The organism is Pseudocitrobacter sp. 2023LY-00077 (assembly GCF_055796175.1).
This window is the reverse complement of sequence record NZ_JBSPEI010000010.1, coordinates 30,724-56,095: the sequence shown is the minus strand read 5'-3', so window position 1 is coordinate 56,095 and position 25,372 is coordinate 30,724. Positions and strand designations below refer to the sequence as shown.

21 protein-coding genes are annotated in these 25,372 nt (G+C 54.7%); 6 read left to right on the top strand and 15 right to left on the bottom strand.

What is annotated here, in order from left to right:
- Nucleotides 1-99: 99 nt before the first annotated feature.
- From ACWWFX_RS14120 to ACWWFX_RS14095, 6 genes are all read right to left on the bottom strand, one after another.
- Nucleotides 100-333 carry a YgdI/YgdR family lipoprotein gene (locus ACWWFX_RS14120; RefSeq protein ID WP_276221975.1) on the bottom strand — a complete coding sequence of 78 codons (234 nt, stop codon included), beginning with the start codon at nt 331-333 and terminating at the stop codon, nt 100-102.
- Between the two features lie 104 nt (nt 334-437).
- A complete protein-coding gene (locus tag ACWWFX_RS14115) occupies nt 438-1,769 on the bottom strand; it encodes an MFS transporter (RefSeq protein ID WP_473224080.1) in 1,332 nt (443 codons plus the stop codon).
- A gap of 123 nt (nt 1,770-1,892) precedes the next feature.
- A complete protein-coding gene (gene fixX / locus ACWWFX_RS14110; protein ID WP_149463066.1) occupies nt 1,893-2,180 on the bottom strand; it encodes a ferredoxin-like protein FixX in 288 nt (95 codons plus the stop codon).
- Nucleotides 2,177-3,463 (bottom strand): FAD-dependent oxidoreductase FixC, encoded by a 1,287-nt coding sequence (gene fixC, locus ACWWFX_RS14105; RefSeq protein WP_473224079.1) that lies wholly within the window; start codon nt 3,461-3,463, stop codon nt 2,177-2,179. The genes fixX and fixC overlap by 4 nt, the downstream gene beginning before the upstream one ends.
- A gap of 51 nt (nt 3,464-3,514) precedes the next feature.
- The gene (locus ACWWFX_RS14100; protein WP_473224078.1) at nt 3,515-4,456 is read right to left on the bottom strand and encodes an electron transfer flavoprotein subunit alpha/FixB family protein; all 942 of its coding nucleotides are present in this window, start codon (nt 4,454-4,456) and stop codon (nt 3,515-3,517) included.
- Nucleotides 4,457-4,467: 11 nt separating this feature from the next.
- A complete protein-coding gene (locus ACWWFX_RS14095) occupies nt 4,468-5,241 on the bottom strand; it encodes an electron transfer flavoprotein FixA (protein ID WP_015965968.1) in 774 nt (257 codons plus the stop codon).
- 482 nt (nt 5,242-5,723) lie between these two features.
- Between ACWWFX_RS14095 and caiT the strand changes: the two genes are divergently transcribed.
- The 6 genes from caiT to caiE all read left to right on the top strand — a co-directional run bounded on the left by caiT (nt 5,724) and on the right by caiE (nt 12,911).
- A complete protein-coding gene (gene caiT, locus ACWWFX_RS14090) occupies nt 5,724-7,238 on the top strand; it encodes an L-carnitine/gamma-butyrobetaine antiporter (protein WP_276221963.1) in 1,515 nt (504 codons plus the stop codon).
- A gap of 30 nt (nt 7,239-7,268) precedes the next feature.
- Nucleotides 7,269-8,411, top strand: a complete 1,143-nt coding sequence (gene caiA / locus ACWWFX_RS14085) for a crotonobetainyl-CoA dehydrogenase (RefSeq protein ID WP_015965970.1) — start codon at nt 7,269-7,271, stop codon at nt 8,409-8,411.
- Nucleotides 8,412-8,536: 125 nt separating this feature from the next.
- The gene (gene caiB / locus ACWWFX_RS14080; RefSeq protein WP_231825411.1) at nt 8,537-9,757 is read left to right on the top strand and encodes an L-carnitine CoA-transferase; all 1,221 of its coding nucleotides are present in this window, start codon (nt 8,537-8,539) and stop codon (nt 9,755-9,757) included.
- A gap of 60 nt (nt 9,758-9,817) precedes the next feature.
- Nucleotides 9,818-11,359, top strand: coding sequence for a crotonobetaine/carnitine-CoA ligase (caiC, locus tag ACWWFX_RS14075; RefSeq protein ID WP_473224139.1), 1,542 nt, complete (start codon nt 9,818-9,820; stop codon nt 11,357-11,359).
- A 104-nt stretch (nt 11,360-11,463) separates the two neighbouring features.
- Complete coding sequence (gene caiD, locus ACWWFX_RS14070; protein WP_149463060.1) at nt 11,464-12,249, top strand: crotonobetainyl-CoA hydratase; 786 nt, start codon at nt 11,464-11,466, stop codon at nt 12,247-12,249.
- Nucleotides 12,250-12,320: 71 nt separating this feature from the next.
- Nucleotides 12,321-12,911, top strand: a complete 591-nt coding sequence (gene caiE / locus ACWWFX_RS14065) for a carnitine operon protein CaiE (protein WP_231825413.1) — start codon at nt 12,321-12,323, stop codon at nt 12,909-12,911.
- A gap of 38 nt (nt 12,912-12,949) precedes the next feature.
- Here the strand turns inward: caiE and caiF are convergent, their stop codons facing one another.
- The 9 genes from caiF to ileS all read right to left on the bottom strand — a co-directional run bounded on the left by caiF (nt 12,950) and on the right by ileS (nt 25,343).
- The gene (gene caiF / locus ACWWFX_RS14060; RefSeq protein ID WP_015965975.1) at nt 12,950-13,345 is read right to left on the bottom strand and encodes a carnitine metabolism transcriptional regulator CaiF; all 396 of its coding nucleotides are present in this window, start codon (nt 13,343-13,345) and stop codon (nt 12,950-12,952) included.
- A 221-nt stretch (nt 13,346-13,566) separates the two neighbouring features.
- Nucleotides 13,567-16,788, bottom strand: coding sequence for a carbamoyl-phosphate synthase large subunit (gene carB / locus ACWWFX_RS14055; protein WP_276221959.1), 3,222 nt, complete (start codon nt 16,786-16,788; stop codon nt 13,567-13,569).
- Between the two features lie 18 nt (nt 16,789-16,806).
- Nucleotides 16,807-17,955, bottom strand: a complete 1,149-nt coding sequence (carA, locus tag ACWWFX_RS14050) for a glutamine-hydrolyzing carbamoyl-phosphate synthase small subunit (protein WP_015965977.1) — start codon at nt 17,953-17,955, stop codon at nt 16,807-16,809.
- Between the two features lie 455 nt (nt 17,956-18,410).
- The gene (dapB, locus tag ACWWFX_RS14045) at nt 18,411-19,232 is read right to left on the bottom strand and encodes a 4-hydroxy-tetrahydrodipicolinate reductase (RefSeq protein ID WP_473224077.1); all 822 of its coding nucleotides are present in this window, start codon (nt 19,230-19,232) and stop codon (nt 18,411-18,413) included.
- 264 nt (nt 19,233-19,496) lie between these two features.
- On the bottom strand, nt 19,497-20,411 hold the full coding sequence (gene rihC / locus ACWWFX_RS14040) for a ribonucleoside hydrolase RihC (RefSeq protein ID WP_473224076.1): 915 nt from the start codon (nt 20,409-20,411) through the stop codon (nt 19,497-19,499).
- 66 nt (nt 20,412-20,477) lie between these two features.
- Nucleotides 20,478-21,428, bottom strand: a complete 951-nt coding sequence (gene ispH / locus ACWWFX_RS14035) for a 4-hydroxy-3-methylbut-2-enyl diphosphate reductase (RefSeq protein WP_473224075.1) — start codon at nt 21,426-21,428, stop codon at nt 20,478-20,480.
- 1 nt (nt 21,429) lies between these two features.
- Nucleotides 21,430-21,879, bottom strand: a complete 450-nt coding sequence (gene fkpB / locus ACWWFX_RS14030; protein WP_473224074.1) for an FKBP-type peptidyl-prolyl cis-trans isomerase — start codon at nt 21,877-21,879, stop codon at nt 21,430-21,432.
- A gap of 117 nt (nt 21,880-21,996) precedes the next feature.
- The gene (gene lspA, locus ACWWFX_RS14025) at nt 21,997-22,494 is read right to left on the bottom strand and encodes a signal peptidase II (RefSeq protein WP_041686323.1); all 498 of its coding nucleotides are present in this window, start codon (nt 22,492-22,494) and stop codon (nt 21,997-21,999) included.
- Entirely contained in the window at nt 22,494-25,343 is a 2,850-nt protein-coding gene (gene ileS, locus ACWWFX_RS14020; protein ID WP_473224073.1) for an isoleucine--tRNA ligase, read from the bottom strand. Before ileS ends, lspA begins: the two co-directional genes overlap by 1 nt.
- Between the last annotated feature and the right edge of the window lie 29 nt (nt 25,344-25,372).

The window sequence follows — 25,372 nt, the reverse complement described above, 5'->3', positions numbered from 1 at the left end:
GAACAGTGTAGACCGCCAGAGGCCTGGCTAACAGAACAATTAGGGGGGAGTTGCGCGACAGGTACATGGGTGGCGCGGCCACCCATCGTCAAATCAAAATCAGTTGTTGAGCTCGTTCATGGATTTAACCTGGTCGCGGTTAATCTGCTCAGTTTTGCCGGTTTCAGCATTTTCATAGGAGACCAGCCCGGTGTCGTCGTCCACCTGCGGCTTGCCGTCGGTCACAATCGTGCGGCCATCGGTGGTTTTCACAGACTGATTCGATGAACAGCCCGCGACAGTAAACAGTGCTGCGGCGGTAAAAATGGAGGTAATCAAAATACGTTTTTGCATGGTGTTCTCCCTGCTTCTCAGTCACATTATGTCAATTAATTGTTAACTATAGACTAACGTGCTGATGTACATAACAGAACCAGAACACTCCTAAGGTCACCTTTTCAGGACACAGACTTCCCACGAATCGTCATGTTCGCCGTCTGTGTCAGCGACATTCCGCGCGTTTCCGGCGCAAACATCACGGAAATCGCCAGCCCGATAAAAGAAATTCCCGCGCCAATCAGCATCACATTGTTAATCCCATAGCGGGTAATAAACACCGGCAGCGCCCAGGTCGAGATAATCGTTCCCACCCGGCTCAGCGACATAATCACCCCCACCGCAGATGCGCGGATATCCGTTGGGAAAAGCTCATTAGGATAGAGCCATTGCAAAATACCCGGTCCGCCGGAGAAAAACGCGTACACCGCAAAGGCAAACACCACCAGCCCAATCCCCAGATTAGACACCACGCCAAGCAACGCCAGCGCCAGGGTCATCATCAAAAAACTGCCGATGAGCAACATTCGCCGCCCGACGCTGTTAAGCCAGAACATTGCCGGTACGCAGCCCAGCATAAAGAAGAGGCTGATCACCACGTTGCCGAGCGCCGCGCTTCTGCCCTGCTCCCAGCCCAATAGGCCAACGATTTGCGGCCCGAAGGTGTAGATGGCGAACATCGGGATCACCTGACAGGTCCAGATGGCCGCGACAAACAGCACAAACGGGAAGTGACGGCGATTGAAGAGTTGCAGGAAGCTCGTCTCTTTCGGTGGTTCATCATCGAATGTGACGGGTTCGCCAAACAGTTTGATCATCATCTGCTGGCACTCTTCCACCCTTCCCTTGCGCAGCAGCCAGCGCGGCGATTCCGGCAGGTCGAAACGACCAATCAGAATGATCAGGCAGGGAATAAAAGCGCTGCCGAGCATCCAGCGCCAGCCGCCCTCAACGTCATACAAACAGTATCCCACCAGGTTGGCGCAGGTCGCGCCGACGTACCACATCGCGGCGATAAAACCGATGGAGAACGCCCGCTGACGGGTATTGGAAAATTCGGTGATCATGGAAGTAGCAATGGGGTAATCCGCGCCAATCACGATGCCAATCAGTACGCGCATCACCAGCAGCTCGACGGGCGAAGAGACAAACATCGTCGCGACCGATATCAGCCCAATGGCGATGATATCGATCAGGAACATTTTACGCCGCCCGACCTTATCGGAAATGTAGCCAAACAACGTGGTGCCGACGAATAACCCCGCCAGCGTCGCCGCGCCCAACAGGCCAATCCATTCGGCATCGAGCTTGAGGAAAGGCGTGAGCTGTTCCAGCGCAACGCCGATTATCACCAGCACATAGCCATCCAGAAACGGCCCGCCGCTTCCCCACAGCATGATCCTGCGGTGAATAGAGGAGAATTTGATGTCATCAAAGTTTCTGGGCTGCGGCATGGTGGTGTCCTGTTTGTTCCTTTTGCCGGATGGCGCTAACGCTTATCCGGCCTACATATTCCTGAAGAGCATTCGTTAGTTTTTCCCGGTCGGATAAGGCGTCGCCGCCATCCGGCACAAACCTCACCCATAGCGGAATTCCACGCCAAATGTGCCGCGCGGATATTCCCATTTTTCCAGCGCTGTCCCAAGGCCAAGAATGCGGCAGGTACCACACTCCAGACATCCCGCGTAATCAAACCGCACGCTGCCGTCATCCTGCTTTTTATACAGCCCGGCGGGGCAGGCTTTTACCAGCACATCCAGCGCCGCTTTATCGGGGTCTGTTTTCAAAATGATGTGCGGGTTTTCTTCATCGACATTGAATTTATTGACGCCCAGTTTGACGTCGACGTTTACAGGGGAAGTCATAGTACGGTCACTCCTTTAATGCCGTCCTTCATCAGATTGATAAAACCCACTTTCTTCGCATGCTGAAGGATTTTCTTGAGCATCGGCACCGGCGCGCTGCCATCGATGGTGAACAGATCGCGTGCGACACCCACCACCATTTCCGGATAACGCGTGAACATGCGCGGGTTATCGAGGAACGCGGGCAGGCGCTGATACATGCGCATATCGCGCATCGGGCCGTTATCCAGAAGCTGGCGATAAGAAGCCAGGCCGTTGCGGCTGAAATCATTATTCTGTTTCGCGGATAACACCGCTTTCGCCGCCGCTTCCCCCGCAGCCACCGCCAGGTCCATACCGCGAATGGTAAAGCCAAGGTTCATACACATCCCGGCAGCGTCACCGGCGATTAATACGCCATCACCGATCAGTTCCGGCTGCATATTCATGCCCGCTTCCGGTACCACGTGCGCCGAATACTCCACCATTTTTCCGCCCGCGATCAGCGGTGCGACCGCCGGGTGCTGTTTAAAATCTTCCAGCATTTGCGGCACGGATTTCTTTGCATCTTTCAGATGATGCAAGCCACAGACCAGACCCAGCGAAAGCGTGTCTTCATTGGTATAGAGGAACCCGCCGCCCATCAGGCCATCGGTCGGTGAGCCGGCAAACAGGCAGGCCGCGCCTTCGTTGCCCTGAAGCTGGAAGCGCTCTTCAATCACCGATTTCGGCAGTTCGATCAGTTCTTTCACCCCGACGGCCACGTTGGCGGCATCCACGCGCTTCGCCATACCGAGTTTTTCCGCCAGCAGAGAATTCACACCGTCAGCGAGGATCACCACCTTCGCTTCGAGGATATCGCCATCGGCTTCCACGCCGACCACTTTGCCGTCGCGCTGTACGACGTTATCGACGCGGATCCCTGTGATCAACTGCGCGCCCGCCTCTTCCGCCTGCGCCATCAGCCACGCGTCAAATTTACTGCGTAACACCGAATAAGAGACCTGCGATGCACCGGCCTCTTCGCCGTTGAGGTAGTCCATGGTCATCGCCCCTTTTTCGGTCATAAAGGCGAGTTTTTCATGGGTGATGCGCCGCTCAACGGGCGCAATTTCGGCAAAGCCAGGAATGATGCGCTCCAGGCTATGGGCATAAATACGCCCACCGGTGACATTTTTCGCGCCCGCAGAGTTACCGCGTTCGATAACCAGCACATCGGCGCCTTCACGGGCCAGCACCAGCGCCGCCACCGAACCCGCAAGCCCGGCACCGACGATAATGGCATCAAAGATATCTTCAGACATAACCACTCCAGAAGTCAGAAGACAGGGCGCGAAACGCCCTGTACAGAGGCGCTAGCGGGCTAACGCGCGGGTCAGCTCAGGCAGGATCTTCATCAGATCGCCCACGATGCCGTAATCGGCATACTGGAAGATCGGCGCGTTTTTATCTTTGTTGATCGCACAGATCGTCTGCGCACCGTTCGCGCCGACCATATGCTGGATCTGCCCGGAAATCCCGACCGCCAGATAGAGCTCCGGTTTCAGCATCAGGTTGGAGATACCGACATAGCGCTCATGCTCCATCCATTTTTCGTTTTCCGCGACCGGGCGAGAACAGGCCAGTTCAGCACCAATCGCCTGACACAGCGCCTCGGCAAGCGGGATATTCTCTTTGCTGCCGATACCGCGACCCACGCTGACCACCAGACGTGCTTTGTCCAGATCAACGTTGCTGCTCTGGCGCGGCTTCGTCGCCGTGCGGGCGATCGCTACCGCAGGGGCTTGCCACTCGACTTTCTGCGCCTCACCGCTGAGCGATGCGTTCGGCTGTACGGCATCAAACGTTCCGCTACTGAGCGTCATCACCGCAAACGGCGAGCGGATCGTCTCTTCGCCAATCGCCAGGCCGCCATACACCATGTGTTTAACCGCAACGCTACCCTCTTGCGCCACAACTGCGCTGGCATCGTTAGAGACTGCCGCCGACAAGCGGAAGCCGAGTTTCGCCGCCAGCAATTTACCGCGACGGCTGTTTGGCAACAGCACGAGGCCATTGGCCCCCTGCTGGCGGATGGTATCGGCCATCACGCCCGCATAATCTTCCATCATGCGATCGTCCGGCTTGCCACACAGCTGCCATACCTGATTGGCACCCAACTGGAACGCCAGCGCGCTGTCCGCGTCGCTGAGGGTGAACGTATGGATTTTTTCGCCTAATACCTGTGCACCAGTCATCAGTTCCGGCAGGCGAGAAGGGGTATCGCTGAATACCCAGACACTGGAAAACTTGCTCATAACATCCCCTATTAGTTAATGATTTTTCGCAGATGATCGACAAATTTGGCGACCTGTTCTTCGCCATCACCTTCAATGATGATGCGCTGACGCTCGCGCTGTTTCGGCGCGGCAACCTGCTGCGAAGAGGTGCTTTCCTGCGCGGTGAAGCCAATATCCGCCGGCGACCACACCTGAACCGGTTTTTTCGCCGCACCCAGAATGGCTTTCATTGAAGGAATCTGTGGGGTATTGATATCGGTTGAGACAGCCACGACCGCCGGCAGCGGGATAGCCAGCGTTTCGGTTTCATCTTCCAGCTCGCGCTCAACGGTGAGCGTGTTGTCGGTAAGTGACAGGATCTTGCTGACGCCGTTCACCGCCGGGATACCCAGGGTTTCACCCACCAGCAGGCTCACCTGCTGCGCATAAAGGTCAGAGGATCCGTCACCGCACAGAATCAGATCAAAGCCTGACTTCTGTGCCGCGGCGGCCAGCGCGGCGGCAGTGTGCTGCGGCAGCGCGTGTTCGAATTGATCGTCAATCACCACAACCAGTTCATCCGGCCCGCGAGAGAGCACATCTTTGCGGCCTTTGACGTTGGTCAGCGCCTTACCGCCCACGCTCATGGCAATCACCTGAGCGTCCGCGGCCTGTTGTTTTAACTGGCAAGCGGCTTCGATGGCGTTGAGATCGTACTGGCTGATCTTCGCATCCGCTTTGCTGAAATCTAATGAACCATCAGCGTTATTGATCGCAATATCCTGTTCATCAGGCACGCACTTGTAGCAAGTAATTATCTTCATTGCATCTCCAGAAATCATGAAGGGATCATCGTCCATATCGGCGGTGGTAAATATAGATATCACGCACTTTAATTCGGAAATAAAACAATAATCACCAATATTGAAAATGTCACACGCTGAAAAATACAACTTTCAATAATGTTATCTATCTCAACAATATTGAACACACGGTTCTCATTTGCGAGATTTTCAATATTGTTTGGCGGATCACCAATATTGAAAGACAACGGCCTAATTTAGCCACCAAAGAACCAATATACCAATGATTAATAAAGATAATTTATCGATTTTCCCGCAAACATCCTCACACGAAAAAGTGTGACAGATATCACGGAATGCCTGAATTTGAATACCCATTATGAATTACTTTCTAACGCCACTTTGAGGTTAAATAGTTATTAATAAATTATTAACAATAATAGACAAAAAATGGAACAACCGGGAACGCTAAATAATTTTAGTCTTCACAGTGGAATTCACTCATGAAAAATGAAAAGAGAAAGTCAGGAATAGAGCCGAAGGTTTTTTTTCCGCCGTTAATTATTGTCGGAATACTTTGTTGGCTAACCGTTCGCGATCTTGACGCGGCGAACATCGTTATTAATGCCGTATTTAGCTATGTCACCAATGTCTGGGGTTGGGCATTTGAATGGTACATGGTCGTCATGCTGTTTGGTTGGTTCTGGCTGGTGTTTGGCCCGTACGCTAAAAAGAAACTCGGTAACGAACCGCCGGAATTCAGCACCGCCAGCTGGATTTTTATGATGTTCGCCTCCTGTACGTCAGCTGCCGTGCTGTTCTGGGGCTCCATCGAAATCTACTACTACATCTCCACACCGCCGTTCGCGCTTGCGCCTAACTCGACCGGGGCGAAAGAGATTGGCCTGGCGTATAGCCTGTTCCACTGGGGGCCGCTGCCGTGGGCAACCTACAGCTTCCTCTCCGTGGCGTTTGCTTACTTCTTCTTTGTTCGCAAGATGGACGTGATTCGCCCCAGCTCCACCCTGGTGCCGCTGGTTGGCGAAAAACACGCGAAAGGTCTGTTCGGTACCATCGTCGATAACTTCTACCTGGTAGCGTTAATCTTCGCTATGGGCACCAGTCTGGGTCTGGCGACACCGCTGGTCACCGAGTGTATGCAGTGGCTGTTTGGCATTCCGCATACGCTGCAACTCGACGCCATCATCATCACCTGCTGGATTATCCTGAACGCCATCTGCGTCGCCTGCGGCCTGCAAAAAGGGGTCAGGATCGCCAGTGACGTGCGCAGCTATTTAAGCTTCCTGATGCTGGGCTGGGTGTTTATCGTCAGTGGCGCCAGCTTCATCATGAACTACTTCACCGACTCCGTCGGAATGCTGCTGATGTATCTGCCGCGCATGCTGTTCTATACCGACGCGATCGGCAAAGGCGGCTTCCCGCAGGGCTGGACAGTCTTCTACTGGGCATGGTGGGTCATTTACGCTATCCAGATGAGTATCTTCCTCGCGCGTATTTCCCGTGGTCGTACCGTGCGTGAACTCTGCTTCGGTATGGTACTGGGCCTGACCGCATCGACCTGGATTTTGTGGACCGTCCTTGGCAGCAACACCCTGCTGTTGATGGATAAAAACGTCCTCAACATTCCGCAACTGATTGAACAACACGGTGTGGCGCGCGCCATCATTGAAACCTGGGCCGCATTACCGCTCAGCACCGCCACCATGTGGGGATTCTTCATCCTCTGCTTTATTGCCACCGTCACGCTGATTAACGCCTGCTCCTACACCCTGGCGATGTCCACCTGTCGCGAAGTGCGCGATGGTGAAGAACCGCCGCTGCTGGTACGTATCGGCTGGTCTGTACTTGTCGGTGTTATCGGTATTGTCCTGCTGGCACTTGGCGGCCTCAAACCAATACAAACGGCGATTATCGCCGGCGGCTGCCCGCTGTTCTTCGTCAACATCATGGTGACGCTCTCCTTTATCAAAGACGCGAAGCAGAACTGGAAAGACTAATTAAACCCAACACGATTAAGAGGTTAGAAGATGGATTTCAATTTGAATGATGAGCAGGAACTGTTTGTCGCCGGTATTCGTGAACTGATGGCCAGTGAAAACTGGGAAGCCTATTTTGCCGAGTGCGATCGCGATAGCGTCTACCCGGAACGTTTTGTGAAAGCGCTGGCTGATATGGGCATTGATAGCCTGCTGCTGCCGGAAGAACACGGTGGACTAGATGCCGGGTTCGTCACCGTGGCGGCAGTATGGATGGAACTGGGCCGCCTTGGCGCGCCGACCTACGTGCTCTATCAGTTGCCGGGCGGCTTCAACACCTTCCTGCGCGAAGGCACCCAGGAGCAGATCGATAAGATCATGGCCTTCCAGGGCACCGGGAAACAGATGTGGAACTCGGCGATTACCGAACCGGGCGCGGGCTCTGACGTCGGCAGCCTGAAAACCACCTACACCCGCAAAAACGGCAAGGTCTACCTCAACGGCAGCAAATGCTTCATCACCAGTAGCGCTTATACCCCATACGTGGTGGTAATGGCGCGCGATGGCGCATCCCCGGACAAAGCGATTTACACCGAATGGTGCGTCGATATGAGCAAACCGGGTATCAAGATCAACAAGCTGGAAAAACTCGGCCTGCGTATGGACAGCTGCTGCGAGCTGACCTTCGACGACGTTGAGCTGGAAGAAAAAGACATGTTTGGCCGCGAAGGCAACGGTTTCAACCGCGTGAAAGAAGAGTTTGACCACGAACGTTTCCTGGTGGCGCTGACCAACTACGGCACCGCGATGTGCGCCTTCGAAGACGCCGCCCGCTATGCCAACCAGCGCGTGCAGTTTGGCGAAACCATTGGCCGCTTCCAGCTGATTCAGGAAAAATTTGCCCATATGGCCATCAAGCTTAACTCCATGAAAAACATGTTGTTTGAAGCTGCCTGGAAAGCAGATAACGGCACTATTACTTCTGGTGACGCGGCGATGTGTAAATATTTCTGCGCCAATGCCGCTTTTGAAGTGGTAGATACCGCGATGCAGGTACTCGGCGGCGTGGGGATTGCGGGTAACCACCGTATCACTCGCTTCTGGCGTGACCTGCGCGTAGACCGCGTCTCCGGCGGCTCTGATGAAATGCAGATCCTGACGCTGGGCCGTGCCGTGCTGAAACAATATCGTTAACCAGGCAACATGCCCGGTGCGGTTTCGATGTCGGATGGCGGCTACGCCTTATCCGACCTACCCCGGGCCTGTGATTTTGTAGGCCGGATAAGGCGTAGCCGCCATCCGGCAACAGGAGCTATATCATGACCACTCATTTACCGATGCCTGCTTTTGGACCTCTCGCCGGGCTACGCGTGGTTTTTTCCGGTATTGAAATTGCCGGGCCGTTCGCCGGGCAAATGTTTGCCGAATGGGGCGCGGAAGTTATCTGGATTGAAAACGTCGCCTGGGCCGACACCATCCGCGTGCAACCCAACTACCCACAGCTGTCGCGCCGCAACCTGCGCGCGCTGTCGCTCAATATTTTCAAAGATGAAGGCCGCGAAGCGTTTCTGAAGTTAATGGAAACCACCGATATCTTTATCGAAGCCAGCAAAGGCCCGGCCTTTGCGCGTCGCGGCATCACCGACGAAGTACTGTGGCAGCACAACCCGAAACTGGTTATCGCCCACCTCTCCGGTTTCGGTCAGTACGGCACGGAGGAGTACACCAATCTTCCGGCTTACAACACTATCGCTCAGGCCTTTAGCGGCTATCTGATCCAAAACGGTGATGTCGACCAGCCCATGCCCGCGTTCCCGTACACCGCAGACTATTTCTCGGGGATGACCGCCACCACCTCCGCCCTCGCGGCCTTGTATAAAGTGCGCGAAACGGGTAAAGGCGAAAGCATTGATATCGCGATGTATGAAGTCATGCTCCGTATGGGCCAGTACTTCATGATGGACTATTTCAACGGCGGAGAAATCTGCCCACGCATGACCAAAGGGAAAGACCCCTACTACGCCGGTTGCGGGCTCTATAAGTGCGCCGATGGCTACATCGTGATGGAACTCGTAGGTATCACACAAATCAATGAATGCTTTAAAGATATTGGTCTCGCGCACATTCTTGGTACGCCAGAAGTACCAGAAGGCACACAGTTGATCCATCGCATTGAGTGTCCCTATGGTCCACTGGTAGAAGAGAAGCTTGATGAATGGTTGGCGGCGCACACGATCGCCGAGGTCCAGGCCCGCTTTGCCGAGCTGCATATTGCCTGCGCCAAAGTGCTGACCATCCCTGAACTGGAAGGCAACCCACAGTACGTCGCTCGAGAATCCATCACCGAATGGCAAACCATGGACGGTCGCACCTGCAAAGGCCCGAACGTAATGCCGAAATTTAAAAACAACCCAGGGAAAATCTGGCGTGGTATGCCGTCGCACGGCATGGACACCGCCGCCATTCTGAAAAATATCGGCTACAGCGAGAGCGATATTCAGGCACTGGTTGGCAAAGGGCTGGCCAAAGTTGAGGATTAACAGGATGCGTTAGCCGGGCCACCGGCTAACCACCAGGACTATTTTGTGGGTGAATGCGCAATGGATATGGTTGGCGGGCAACACTTGCGTCAGATGTGGGACTGTCTGGCGGAAGTTTACGGTGAGAAAACGGCGCTGATAGTGGAATCCTGCGCGGGCGACGTGCAGCAATTCAGTTATGCATCGCTCAATGCGGAAATCACGCGCACAGCAAACCTGTTTCACGCGCTGGGCGTGCGTAAAGGCGACAAGGTTGCGCTGCATCTCGATAACTGCCCGGAGTTTATTTTCTGCTGGTTTGGGCTGGCCAAAATCGGCGCGATTATGGTGCCAATTAACGCGCGGCTGTTACAGGAAGAAAGCGCATGGATTTTACATCACTGCCAGGCACGCCTGCTGGTGACCTCCACACGTTTTTATCCGATGTATCGCCAGATTCGCGCGGCGCACACCACCCAACTGGAAACGATCTGTCTGATAGATGGCGAAGATGAAGAACTTGATTTCCAACGTCTGAAAGCGGAGCAACCCGCCACACTGCGCTATACGCCACCGTTAAGCCCGGAAGATACCGCCGAAATTCTGTTTACCTCTGGCACCACGTCGCGCCCCAAAGGCGTGGTGATCACCCATTATAATCTGCGTTTCGCAGGCTATTACTCCTCCTGGCAGTGCGCGTTGCGCGCAGACGATATTTATCTGACGGTGATGCCCGCGTTCCACATCGACTGTCAGTGTACCGCAGCGATGGCTGCCTTTTCCGCCGGGGCGACGTTTGTGCTGATTGAAAAATACAGCGCCCGCGCCTTTTGGGGGCAGGTTCGTCACTACGGCGCGACCGTCACGGAATGCATTCCGATGATGATCCGCACGCTGATGGTACAGCCACCTGCGCCGACCGACAGTCAGCATCGGCTACGCGAAGTGATGTATTACCTGAATCTTTCGGTCGCGGAGAAAGACGCGTTTATTGAGCGCTTTGGCGTACGGCTGCTCACCTCGTATGGCATGACAGAAACCATCGTCGGCATTATTGGCGACAGGCCCGGTGACAAACGGCGCTGGCCGTCGATTGGCCGCCCCGGTTTTTGCTACCAGGCGGAAATTCGTGATGACCAGAACCGGCCGCTACCGCCGGGTGAAATCGGTGAAATTTGCATTAAAGGCGAGCCGGGGAAAACGCTCTTTAAAGAGTACTATCTGCGCCCGGATGCCACCGCCAGCACATTGCAGGCGGATGGCTGGCTGCACACCGGCGATTCAGGCTACTGCGACGACGAAGGCTTTTTCTATTTTATTGATCGCCGCTGCAACATGATTAAACGCGGGGGAGAAAATGTCTCATGCGTTGAGCTGGAAAATATTATCGCTGCGCATCCCAAAATTCAGGACATCGTGGTGATTGGTATTAAAGACGATATTCGCGACGAAGCCATAAAAGCCTTTGTAGTACTCAATGAAGGCGAAACCTTAAGTCATGAAGAGTTTTTCCACTTCTGCGAAACGCATATGGCGAAATTTAAAGTGCCGTCTTATATGGAGATCAGAACCGACCTGCCCCGGAACTGCTCAGGGAAAATAATTAAGAAGAACCTGAAGTAACGACTCTGGCGGCAGTCATGCCGCTGAATATTCTCTGAAAACAAAAACGAACCTGTTTTTGTGGGGCCGCTATTGCCCGCTGAAAACAGAAAAAGGAGTGGAACATGAGTGATTCATTACATCTGACCCGTAACGGCGCGATTCTGGAAATAACCCTGGATCGCCCGAAAGCCAATGCCATCGATGCAAAAACCAGCTTCGAAATGGGCGAAGTTTTTCTCAATTTTCGCGATGACCCGGAACTGCGCGTCGCCATTATTACCGGCGCGGGCGAGAAGTTTTTCTCTGCGGGATGGGATCTGAAAGCTGCCGCCGAAGGGGAAGCGCCAGATGCCGACTTCGGCCCGGGCGGGTTCGCCGGGTTAACCGAAATTTTTGACCTCGATAAACCGGTCATTGCCGCAGTAAACGGCTACGCCTTTGGCGGTGGCTTCGAACTGGCGCTGGCCGCTGATTTTATTCTGTGCGCGGATAATGCCAGCTTCGCCCTGCCGGAAGCCAAACTCGGTATCGTTCCGGACAGCGGCGGCGTGCTGCGTCTGCCGAAATATCTGCCTCCGGCAATCCTCAACGAAATGGTCATGACCGGGCGTCGCATGACGGCGGAAGAAGCGCAGCGCTGGGGCATCGTGAACCGCGTGGTGTCACAGCCAGAACTGATGGCGAACGCCCGCGAACTGGCACAGCAGTTAGTGCAAAGCGCCCCGCTGGCGCTGGCGGCGTTGAAAGAAATTTACCGCACCACCAGCGAAATGACCGTTGAAGAGGGTTACCGTTTCATGCGCAGCGGCGCGTTAAAACATTACCCGGCAGTGCTGCATTCCGAAGATGCCATCGAAGGCCCATTAGCGTTCGCCGAAAAACGTGAACCGGTGTGGAAGGGGCGTTAACCCGGCAATACCCCGTAGGCCGGATAAGGCGTTTACGCCGCCATCCGGCAAATCACGGCACAGGAGTCAACATGAGCATATACGCCTTTGAAGGCCTGATCCCCGTCGTTCACCCGCAGGCTTACGTCCACCCCAGCGCGGTGCTGATTGGCGATGTCATTATCGGCGCGGGTGTCTACGTGGGCCCTCACGCCTCGCTGCGCGGCGATTACGGGCGGTTAATCCTTGAGGCCGGGTCAAACCTCCAGGATGGCTGCATCATGCACGGCTATTGCGACACGGATACCATCGTGCGCGAAAACGGCCATATCGGCCACGGCGCGATTCTTCACGGCTGCGTGATTGGCCGCGACGCTTTAGTCGGCATGAACAGCGTCATCATGGACGGTGCGGTAATTGGTGATGAAAGCATTGTCGCCGCCATGAGCTTTGTGAAAGCCGGTTATATCGGCGCGCCCCGGCAGATGCTGGTCGGCTCCCCGGCACGATTTCTGCGGGAGGTGACCGACGAAGAGATGCGCTGGAAACGGCTCAACACGCAGGAATATCAGGACCTGGCAGCGCGCTGCAAAACGGGATTACGTTTAACCGAACCGTTAACCGAGAAGGAAGAAAATCGACCGCGCCTGAAGGGCACGACGGAGGTACAACCGAAACGCTGATGTTGCCGGATGGCGCAGAACCATCCGGCGAGGCAGTCTTATCGACGCATACTCTTAGACAACATCATTTGCCATTTTTGCTCACGATTAAGCCCGGCTGGCGGTACCGCAGGTATGTGCGGCGTTTTCCTCACACCAGCCATTTTTTCCCGTACATGATGATTGACTCGCTCATACAGTTGAGAATCAATGGCCACCACTTTTACCAACCGCTGACACTGACACCCTCGCCCTTCCAGCTTATTGGGGATCATTTTGACTTCACAGCTAATTTCTCCCACCTCAGAGAGAATATAGGAAAGTGTATTAATCGCTTTGCTGTGTTCAATATCGAAATGAATGGAGATCTCTCTTGCGGTTACCCAACGATCTTCTGCCATGATCCATTCGGCAATTAACAAGTAGAGTGGCTTACCAACACATTGTTCACTCATATTCACACCATTTTTACGAATTAAAAATCTGTTATGGCCTGCTCACATTAAGCCACATTAAAATCAGGGTTATGTGAAATGGTATGCGACTTAAATGTTGAGGGATGTGATCTAAATCGTGGTTGTTACAATGAAAAGAGATTAAGGCGCCAGGAATGTTCTGAAGGCGAAAAAAAACGGTTCCTTTACAGGAACCGTTTAATCAGACGAGAGAAATGCGCTTACTTGGTGATTTGCGCGTGCATTTCCTGCACCGAAATCACTTTCTCTTTCGCATCCGCATTCAGCGCCATGGACGTTGCGAAACCGCCGTTCAGGGTGGTGTCGTAATGTACCTTGTACTGCAACGCGCTGCGGCGAATCAGCTTGGAGTCTTCAATTGCCTGACGACCCGCGGTGGTGTTGATGATGTAGGTGTATTCGCCATTCTTGATACGGTCCTGAATGTGCGGACGACCTTCATGCACCTTGTTCACCAGACGTGGGTTGATACCCGCTTCGCCCAGAACAATCGCCGTGCCGTGCGTCGCGTCCAGCTCGAAGCCATGCTTCAGCAGTTTTGCCGCCAGGTCAACAACGCGTTCTTTGTCGCCTTCGCGCACGGAGAGCAGCGCGCGGCCCTGTTTCTTCATGGTGGAGTTACTGCCCAGCTGCGCTTTCGCAAAGGCTTCTGCGAACGTGCGGCCCACGCCCATCACTTCCCCGGTAGAGCGCATTTCTGGCCCCAACAGCGGGTCAACGCCCGGGAATTTGTTGAACGGCAGCACCACTTCTTTCACCGAGTAGTACGGCGGGATGATTTCTTTGGTCACGCCTTGCTCGGCCAGCGTTTTGCCTGCCATCACACGCGCCGCCACTTTCGCCAGCGGAACACCGGTCGCTTTAGAGACGAACGGTACGGTACGCGCCGCACGCGGGTTAACTTCAATCAGGTAGACTTCGTTATCTTTCACCGCAAACTGCACGTTCATCAGGCCGCGCACCTGCAATTCGAAGGCCAGTTTCTGCACCTGCTGGCGCATCACATCCTGAATTTCCTGGCTCAGCGTGTACGCTGGCAGAGAACATGCAGAGTCACCGGAGTGTACGCCCGCCTGCTCGATGTGCTCCATGATGCCGCCAATCAGCACCATTTCGCCGTCGCAGATTGCGTCCACATCTACCTCTACCGCATCGTCGAGGAAGCGGTCGAGCAGTACCGGCGCGTCGTTAGAGACGCTAACGGCGGTCTGGAAGTAGCGTTTCAGGTCAGCTTCATCGTAAACGATTTCCATCGCGCGGCCGCCAAGGACGTAGGACGGACGCACCACCAGCGGGTAGCCAATCTCTTTCGCTTTCTCAACCGCCATTTCGATAGCGGTGACGGTGGCGTTTGCCGGTTGTTTCAGTTTCAGACGGTCAACCGCATGCTGGAAGCGTTCACGGTCTTCCGCACGGTCGATGGCATCCGGGCTGGTACCGATAACCGGTACGCCAGCGGCTTCCAGTGCGCGCGCCAGTTTCAGCGGGGTCTGGCCGCCGTACTGGACGATAACGCCTTTCGGCTTCTCGATACGCACGATTTCCAGCACATCTTCCAGGGTTACCGGCTCGAAGTAGAGACGGTCGGAGGTGTCGTAGTCGGTGGAGACGGTTTCCGGGTTACAGTTAACCATGATGGTCTCGTAACCGTCTTCGCGCAGCGCCAGCGAGGCGTGTACGCAGCAGTAATCGAATTCGATACCCTGACCGATACGGTTCGGGCCGCCGCCGAGGACCATGATTTTGTCACGGGTGGACGGGTTGGATTCGCACTCATCTTCGTACGTGGAGTACATGTACGCGGTGTCGGTCGCAAATTCTGCCGCGCAGGTATCCACACGCTTGTAGACCGGGTGCAGGTTGTACTGGTCACGCAGTTTGCGGATTTCCGCTTCACGCACGCCCGCCAGTTTAGCCAGACGCGCATCGGCAAAGCCTTTGCGTTTCAGCTGACGCAGGAAGTCCGCGTCGAGGCCGTTGATACCGACTTCCGCTACTTTCTCTTCCAGGCGCACCAGCTCTTCAATTTGAACCAGGAACCAGCGGTCGATGTTAGTCAGGTTGAAGACACCATCGACTGACATCCCGGCACGGAATGCATCGGCGATGTACCAGATACGCTCAGCGCCTGCATCTTTCAGCTCGCGGCGAATTTTGGTCAGCGCTTCCGGGTCATCCAGGCTCACTTTCGGGTCAAAGCCCATCGCGCCCACTTCCAGGCCGCGCAGTGCTTTTTGCAGGGATTCCTGCTGCGTGCGACCAATCGCCATCACTTCACCGACCGATTTCATCTGAGTGGTCAGACGGTCATTCGCACCGGCAAATTTCTCGAAGTTAAAGCGAGGGATTTTGGTCACAACGTAGTCGATGGACGGTTCGAAGGAAGCCGGAGTACGGCCACCGGTGATGTCGTTCATCAGTTCGTCGAGGGTGTAACCCACCGCCAGTTTCGCCGCCACTTTAGCAATCGGGAAGCCAGTCGCTTTCGATGCCAGTGCAGATGAGCGAGACACGCGCGGGTTCATTTCGATAACAATCAGACGACCATTTTTCGGGTTAACCGAGAACTGGACGTTAGAACCGCCGGTTTCGACGCCGATTTCACGCAGCACCGCCATCGAGGCGTTACGCATGATTTGATATTCTTTATCGGTCAGCGTTTGGGCTGGTGCGACAGTGATGGAGTCACCGGTGTGGATACCCATCGCATCGAAGTTTTCGATAGAGCAGACGATGATGCAGTTGTCGTTTTTATCACGCACCACTTCCATCTCGTACTCTTTCCAGCCAATCAGTGATTCATCAATCAGCAGTTCGTTGGTTGGGGAGAGATCCAGACCGCGCTCGCAGATTTCTTCGAACTCTTCGCGGTTATAAGCGATACCGCCGCCGGTGCCGCCCATGGTAAAGGATGGACGGATAATGCACGGGAAGCCAACGTCAGCGGCAACCGCCAGTGCTTCTTCCATAGTGTGCGCGATACCGGAACGCGCGGTATCGAGACCGATTTTCTTCATCGCGACGTCGAAGCGACGGCGATCTTCTGCTTTATCAATCGCGTCTGCGGTGGCACCAATCATGGTGACGCCGAACTCTTCCAGCACGCCCTGACGTTCCAGTTCCAGCGCGCAGTTCAGCGCTGTCTGGCCGCCCATGGTCGGCAGCACCGCATCCGGGCGCTCTTTTTCAATAATCTTGCGCACCACTTCCCACTGAATCGGCTCGATGTAGGTCGCATCGGCCATTTCCGGGTCGGTCATGATGGTTGCCGGGTTGGAGTTTACCAGAATGACGCGGTAACCCTCTTCACGCAGCGCTTTACACGCCTGGGCGCCGGAGTAGTCAAACTCACACGCCTGGCCGATAACAATCGGGCCCGCACCCAGAATCAGGATACTTTTTATGTCTGTACGTTTTGGCATGGCTCTTATAACTCCTGATTATTTCGCGGACTGACGATATTGCTCAATAAGCTCGATAAAGTGGTCGAACAGCGGTGCGGCATCGTGCGGGCCTGGGCTCGCTTCCGGGTGCCCCTGGAAACTGAACGCTGGCTTATCGGTACGGTGAATACCTTGCAGCGTGCCGTCGAACAGGGATTTATGCGTCACGCGCAGATTCGCAGGCAGCGTTGCTTCATCCACCGCGAAACCATGGTTCTGCGCGGTGATCATCACCACGTTCTTATCGATATCTTTCACCGGATGGTTGCCGCCGTGGTGGCCGAACTTCATCTTGATGGTCTTCGCACCGCTCGCCAGCGCCAGCAGCTGATGGCCAAGGCAGATGCCGAATACCGGAATGTCGGTTTCAAGGAATTTCTGAATCGCGGTAATCGCGTAATCACATGGTGCCGGGTCGCCTGGGCCGTTGGAGAGGAACACGCCGTCCGGGTTCATCTTCAGCACATCTTCCGCAGACGTTTGCGCCGGAACGATGGTCAGGCGACAGCCACGGTCAACCAGCATGCGCAGAATATTGCGTTTCGCGCCAAAATCGTAGGCAACGACGTGGAATGGCAGCTCTTCTTCTTTTTTGGCTTCCGGCAGCTCTTCTGCCAGTGTCCAGCTACCCTGCGTCCAGCTGTAGGATTCGCGGGTGGTGACTTCTTTCGCCAGGTCCATTCCGTTCAGGCCCGGGAACGCACGGGCTTTTTCCAGCGCCAGCGCCGCATCGAGGTTATCCCCAGCGATGATGCAACCGTTCTGTGCGCCCTTCTCGCGCAGCAGACGCGTCAGCTTACGGGTATCGATATCGGCAATCGCCACGATGTTATGGCGTTTCAGATAGGAAGAGAGGTCTTCAGTATTGCGGTAGTTGCTGGCAATCAGCGGCAGGTCACGGATAACCAAACCTTGCGCATGAACCTGAGAAGACTCTTCGTCAGCAGCATTGGTGCCGACATTGCCGATATGAGGATAAGTAAGAGTAACGATTTGGCGAGAATAGGAAGGATCAGTGAGGATTTCTTGATAACCGGTCATTGAAGTATTGAAAACGACTTCCCCAACCGCCGAACCTGTTGCCCCTATGGCCCGACCGTGAAACTGGGTTCCGTCTTCCAGAACCAATAGCGCTGACTTAATCAAAACACCCTCCAGAGAATATTCACTCACTTTATTTGCATATTAATTCACAATGGTGACATAAATCAATGCAAATCTGCTTACCTTTGAATTTCTGGCAAACGGCGGCATTCTAGAGAGAGCCCAGACAAAAGTCTACCTTAAAGGGCATTTTTTATTATTATTTTGCGCCACTGGCTTTAACTGACGCTTTTAACAGGCAAAAAGATCACCTAACTCACACTGGAAAACGCTTGCGGGGCTTAAAGAATGTTAAAAATGGACTTGGGCGTGAAAAAAAGTAGACCAGATGGTCAAAATTTACATTTAAACAACCAACAACACCAAGATAAGTTGTTATTTTATGCATTTCACACACAAAATAATGCGAAACTAATAAAATAAAGGGCGATAAAATATCGCCCTATGCAATCAATACCTTACTGACTGCAATACCACATCACGATGGGTAATAAATACTATAATTCATTAAGATTAAGCACATCACGCATATCAAAAAGACCGTTTTGTTTCGACTTGAGCCATAAAGCCGAACGCACCGCGCCATTGGCAAACGTCATGCGGCTGGACGCTTTGTGCGTAATCTCCACGCGTTCACCAATATCGGCGAACATCGCCGTATGTTCGCCGACGATATCGCCCGCACGCACGGTCGCAAAACCGATAGTGCCCGGTACGCGCTCACCGGTATAACCTTCACGGCTGTAAACGGCGCACTCTTTCAGATCTTTATCCAGCGCCGAGGCAATCGCCTCGCCCATCGCCAGCGCCGTGCCTGATGGCGCATCCACTTTGTGACGATGGTGCGCTTCAATAATTTCGATGTCGGTATAGTCGCCCATCACTTTGGCCGCTTTCTCCAGCAGCTTCAGCATGACGTTCACGCCTACGCTGAAGTTGGCCGCAAAGACAATCGCTATCTCCTGAGAGGCATCGCGAATAGCCTGCTTGCCGGCATCATCAAAACCGGTGGTCCCGATAACCATGCCTTTCCCGTGCTCACGGCAGAACGCCAAATGCGTCAGCGTGCCTTCCGGGCGGGTAAAATCGATAAATACATCAAAATCATCTTTAACCGCGTCGAGGCTGCTCTGAACGGTCACGCCAGTTTTCCCCGCGCCCGCCAGTTCGCCCGCATCACTGCCCAGCAGGCTGGAACCTTCGCGCTCCAGCGCCGCGCCCAACTGAACGCCGTCCATTGCAATCGCCGCCTGAATTAACTGGCGTCCCATACGTCCACCGGCCCCGGCAATGGCGACACGGATTTGTGCATCATGCATAGCTATTCTCTTTTGTTAATTTTGCGTAAACCGTTCTCAGAGTAACCAGCCCGCCCGGAGGCCGCCAGCCGAAAACGCCCATAATTAGAATTAAATGATAAACAGAGGGGAATATCAGTAAAAGCCATGATTCATCGGAAAGGACGAATCATGGCTAAAGCTGAAAGGTTAAGGCGTAAATCTAACGCTTTTACACCGTTCTAATGGAAAGTGTCTGAGTTATTGTCATTTCCCAACAGAATTATTCTCTGCGTAAGAAGACACCTAGGGCGCAAGTTGGAACACCTCCGCCACCCACTTACGGAACCCCTCCACATCCAGCCCCAGCGCAACCTGCACATTCGCCGGTTGGCCGAGTCGGTCCTCAATATCCACCACGGTGGTACCGGCGGTATAGGTTCCCTGCGTCTCGACGGCGACAAAGCACGGTTTCAGGGTAAACAGTTCCGGTCGCACCAGCCACGCGATAGCGCAGAGATCGTGCATGCGCAGGCCGCTTTGCATGCTGCCGCTGCGGTAGTGGCTGAACAACGAATGCAGCATTTTGCCGGTTTTATTGAGAGCCGGGAGCGTTGCCAGATAGTCCGGTGTCAACACGGCCTGGTTAGTCACATCCAGGCCGCACATCACAATTTCCAGCCCACTCTGGAAAACCTGCGCAGCGGCTTCCGGGTCGATAGCGATGTTAAATTCGGCGTTTGGCGTGAAATTACCCCGCCCGGCCGAACCACCCATAATTACCAGGCGGCGGATATTAAACTGGCACTCCGGATACTGAGAGAGCAGCAGCGCGATATTGGTGAGTGGGCCGATGGCGACCAGCGTGACAGGTTCAGGTGAGTGCATCAGCGCATCGCGAATGGCGATAAACGCCGGTTTCTCCAGCGGCTGACGCTGATGTTCGGTAAAGTCGTAACCTTCCATGCCGGACTGCCCGTGCACATAGGCCGCATCGCGCAGCGGGCGCACCAGCGGCTTTGCCGCACCCTGAGCCAGCGGAATGTTAGCCTCCCAAAAATGCAGCAACTGGAGAGCGTTACGCGTGGTTTTCTCAACGGAAACGTTGCCTGCAACGGTAGTCATAAGCTGGAGATCCAGCTCCGGGGCAAACAAAGCTGCCGCAATGGCAGCGGCATCGTCAATGCCAGGATCGGTATCGAGAATAATCGGCAGGCGCATATTTCCTCCATAAAAAAATGCCAGACATTAAGTCTGGCATATTGTCATATTTATGAAGGGAATAACTTACTCGACTTCACGAACATCCACACGCAGCTCGCGCGGCACTTCAAAGACAATGTTCTCTTCGCGGCCTTCCAGTGGAATCGCTTCGCCGCCGCCGAGGGTTTGCAGGCGTGCAATGACATTCTGTACCAGAATATCCGGCGCGGATGCACCAGCGGTGACACCGACACAGGCGGCGTCTTTCACCCACTTTTCCTGGATATCCGTCGCGTCATCAATCAGATAGGCCGCTTTGCCCATTCGCTGTGCCAGTTCCGCCAGGCGGTTGGAGTTCGAGGAGTTTTTCGAACCCACGACCAGCACCACGTCAGCCTGTTCCGCCAGCGAGCGCACGGCTTCCTGACGGTTAGTGGTGGCGTAGCAAATATCATCTTTGCGCGGGCCGACGATTTTCGGGAAGCGCTTGCGCAGCGCATCAATCACATCAGACGTATCGTCAACGGAGAGCGTGGTCTGGGTCATAAACGACAGTTTGGCGTCGTTTTTAACATCCAGCGTCCAGACATCTTCCGGCGATTCCACCAGGTACATTCCCCCTTCCGGGTTGCTGTACTGGCCCATGGTGCCTTCCACTTCCGGGTGACCAGCATGGCCAATCAGAATGGATTCTTCACCACGGCGGCTGGCACGGGCGACTTCCATATGGACTTTGGTCACCAGCGGGCAGGTAGCGTCGAAGACGGTCAGATCGCGGCTTTTCGCTTCGTTGCGCACAGCCTGAGACACACCGTGAGCGGAGAAAATCAGAATCGCGCCGTCAGGCACTTCGCTGATCTGCTCAATAAAAATCGCGCCACGCTCGCGCAGGCTGTCGACCACATAACGGTTGTGTACCACTTCATGACGCACGTAGATTGGCGCGCCGTAAATCGCCAGCGCGTTTTCAACAATGCTGATAGCGCGGTCTACCCCCGCGCAAAAGCCGCGCGGGTTAGCCAACAGGATCTGCATTTCAGACCTCCAGTACCGGATCGATCTCCAGTACTTCAATATCAAAATGAACGGTATGGTCTGCCAGCGGGTGGTTGAAATCAACGGTGATGGAATCGCCGTTAATCTCACGGATAACGCCTGGCATCTCGCTGCCATCCATAGCGGTAAAGAGCATGATTGCGCCGATTTCAGGTTCGCCCGCATCCATAAATTCGCGGCGGGAGAAGTACTGAATCAGGTCCGGCGTCGAGACGCCAAACGCGGCATCCGGCTCCAGAGAAAATTCTTTTTTGTCACCCGCTTTCAGGCCCAGCAGATGTTGTTCCAACCCTTCAGAGAGCGAGCCATCGCCCAGGCGGAACAGCGCCGGTTTGCCGTTGTTGCGGGTCGATTCGGCGGTAGAACCGTCATCGAGTTTCAGTGAGAAATGCACCAGAACGGCGCTGTTGCTCTGTACAGATTCAGACATGCAGGTTTGCTCTTTAAAATGGCGCCGCCTGTCTGCCCGGTGGCGCTACGCTTACCGGGCCTACAAGGATCGCAATAATTGTAGGCCGGATTAGCGCAAGCGCCATCCGGCATTTTTTTATGCGGCTTTTTTCTCTTTGGAAGGTAAGAAACCTTCCAGCACGATCAACGCCGCGCCGACGCAGATTGCGCTATCAGCCAGGTTGAAGGTGGCAAAGTGCCAGTCGCCGACGTAGAAGTCGATCATATCGACCACGAAGCCGTGCCACAGGCGGTCAAACAAATTACCCAGCGCGCCGCCAATAATCAGCGCATAGGCGATGTTGTTGAGCTTCTGAGTGGCCTTCGAGCGGTACATCAGCACCGTCAGCGCCACGCAGATACCAATAGCGATACCGGCAAAGAACCAACGCTGCCAGCCGCCGCTGTCGGCGAGGAAGCTAAATGCCGCGCCATAGTTACGCGCATAATGCAGATTAAGCGACGGGAACAGCGGTACCGTATCCCCCAGAGCAAAGTTCTGGAGGATCAGGAATTTGCTGCCCAGATCGATAATCAGCACGACGACGACCAGCCACAGCCAGCGTAGCCCTGTTGAACACATCGATTTACTCATCAGGCAAACTTACGTTTTTCGCCATCACCGGCGATGTTGCTGACACAGCGTCCGCAAATTTCTGCGTGTTCCGCCACCTTGCCGACGTCCTGGGTGTAATGCCAGCAGCGCGGACACTTCTCACCTTCGGCTTTGCTCAGCGCCACTTTCAGCCCTTTGAGCAGTTCGCTCTGCTGAGCATCAACAGGTGCTGCGTTATATTCCGCAACGTTGGCACCCGAGGTCAACAGGACAAATCGCAGTTCTTCGCCCAGCGCGGTCAGTTTCGCCGCCAGTTCTGGTTCCGCGTACAGGGTCACTGCCGCTTCCAGAGAACCGCCGACTTTCTTATCCGCACGCGCCTGTTCGATAACCTTGTTCACTTCGCCACGCACCTGCAGCAGAACGTCCCAGAAGCCGTCGTTCATGGCTTCGGTTTCGCCCAGGCCAAACAGGCCTTCATACCATTCACCGGTGAACACGTATTTCTCGCGATCGCCTGGCAAGTAGCCCCAGATTTCATCTGCGGTGAAGGACATGATCGGCGCCATCCAGCGCACCAGCGCTTCGGCGATGTGGTACAGCGCAGTCTGGCAGCTACGACGCGCTACGCTGTCTGCTTTCGCGGTGTACTGGCGGTCTTTGATGATGTCGAGATAGAACGAGCCCATTTCAACGGAGCAGAAGCGCATCAGACGCTGTACCACTTCGTGGAAATCGTAGGATTCGTACGCTTTCAGGATGTCTTCCTGCGCTTCTTTCGCACAGCCAACCGCCCAGCGATCCAGCACCACCATCTCTTCCGGTTTCACCATGTCTTTCAGCGGATCGAACCCGTTCAGGTTCGCCAGCAGGAAGCGCGCGGTGTTACGGATACGACGATAGCTGTCGGCAGCACGTTTCAGGATTTCGTCAGAAACGGCCATTTCACCGGTGTAGTCGGTCGATGCCACCCACAGACGCAGGATATCCGCGCCGAGTTTATTCATCACGTCCTGCGGAGAAACGGTGTTACCGATGGATTTAGACATCTTACGGCCCTGACCATCCACGGTGAAGCCGTGGGTCAGTACCTGACGGTAAGGCGCTTTGCCTTTCATCGCCGTGGAGATCATCAGGGAAGACATGAACCAGCCGCGATGCTGGTCAGAACCTTCCAGGTACATATCCGGCGTATGGCCGCCAAATTCCGGACGCGCATCAACCACGGAGTAGCTGGTAGACCCGGAGTCAAACCAGACGTCCAGGGTATCCGGCACTTTCACGTAGTTGTCTGCGTCGTCACCGAGGAGCTCACGCGGGTCGAGATCCCACCACGCCTGAATACCGTCTTTCTCAACGTATTTTGCGACTTCTTCGATAAGTTCAGTGGTACGCGGATGCAGCTCTTCGGTGTCTTTATGCACGAACAGCGACATTGGCACGCCCCAGGTACGCTGACGGGAGATACACCAGTCAGGGCGGTTCGCCACCATGGATTCGATGCGCGCTTTACCCCATGCCGGGATCCAACCGCTCAGATTTTCTTTCGCCAGACCTTCCTGCTCGATACGGTCGATCTCTTTGAGCGACTGAATACGCAGGCCTTTTTGATCCATGCTGATGAACCACTGCGGGGTCGCACGGAAGATGATCGGCGTTTTGTGACGCCAGCAGCAAGGGTAGCTGTGCTGCATTTTTTCTACGTGCAGCAGTGCGCCTTTCTCTTGCAGCAGCTCAACGATTTTATCGTTCGCTTTGAAGACGTTAACGCCGTCCAGCCCAGGGTACGTACCCGCCAGGTAAGCGCCGTCCGGGCCAACCGGGTTAGCGATTTCCAGACCATATTTCTGGCTAATGGTGTAGTCGTCCGGGCCGTGACCACCGGCGGTATGTACCGCACCGGTCCCCGCGTCCAGCGTAACGTGGTCGCCCAGAATTGCCGGCACGTCGAAGCCCATGAACGGGTGCTGGAAACGCATCAGTTCAAGCTCTGCGCCGTTTACGGTCCCCAGCACGGTATAATCTGCCGCGCCGATACGCTTCATCACGCCATCGAGCAGATCTTTCGCCACGATAACGGCCTGGCCATCAACCTGCACCAGCGCGTAGTCGAACTCTTTGGAAAGCGAGATTGCGCGGTTTGCTGGCAGCGTCCACGGGGTAGTGGTCCAGATAACCAGGGAAACCGGCCCGTTGACGTTGGCAACACCGAATTTCGCTTTTACCGCATCCGCGTCAACCGCGTGGAAGGCCACGTCGATGGACGGAGAGGTTTTGTCATAGTATTCCACTTCCGCTTCAGCCAGCGCGGAACGGCAGTCAACGCACCAGTGAACCGGCTTCGCGCCTTTCAGCATGTGGCCGTTATGGATGATTTTACCGAGTGCACGAATGATGTTGGCTTCGGTTTTGAAATCCATAGTCAGGTACGGGTGCTGCCAGTCGCCCAGCACGCCCAAACGGATGAAGTCTTTACGCTGACCATCCACCTGACCCGCTGCGTATTCACGGCATTTGGCGCGGAATTCTGCGGCGGTGAACTTCTCGCCCGGCTTACCGAACTCTTGCTCGACTTTCAGCTCAATTGGCAGACCGTGGCAGTCCCAGCCCGGCACGTACGGAGAGTCGTAACCCGTCAGACCTTTGGACTTAATAATAATGTCTTTGAGAATCTTGTTAACAGAGTGACCAATATGAATGCTGCCATTCGCATATGGAGGGCCATCATGCAGAATGAAGGTTTTTTTGCCCTTTTTCGCGGCACGAATGATGCCGTACAGGTCATCTTCGGTCCAACGCGCCAGCATTCCCGGTTCGCGCTTGGCGAGATCGCCGCGCATCGGGAACCCTGTTTCCGGCAAATTCAGGGTAGATTTATAGTCACTCATTAGATTCTCGATTCCGTATTTAAACGTAC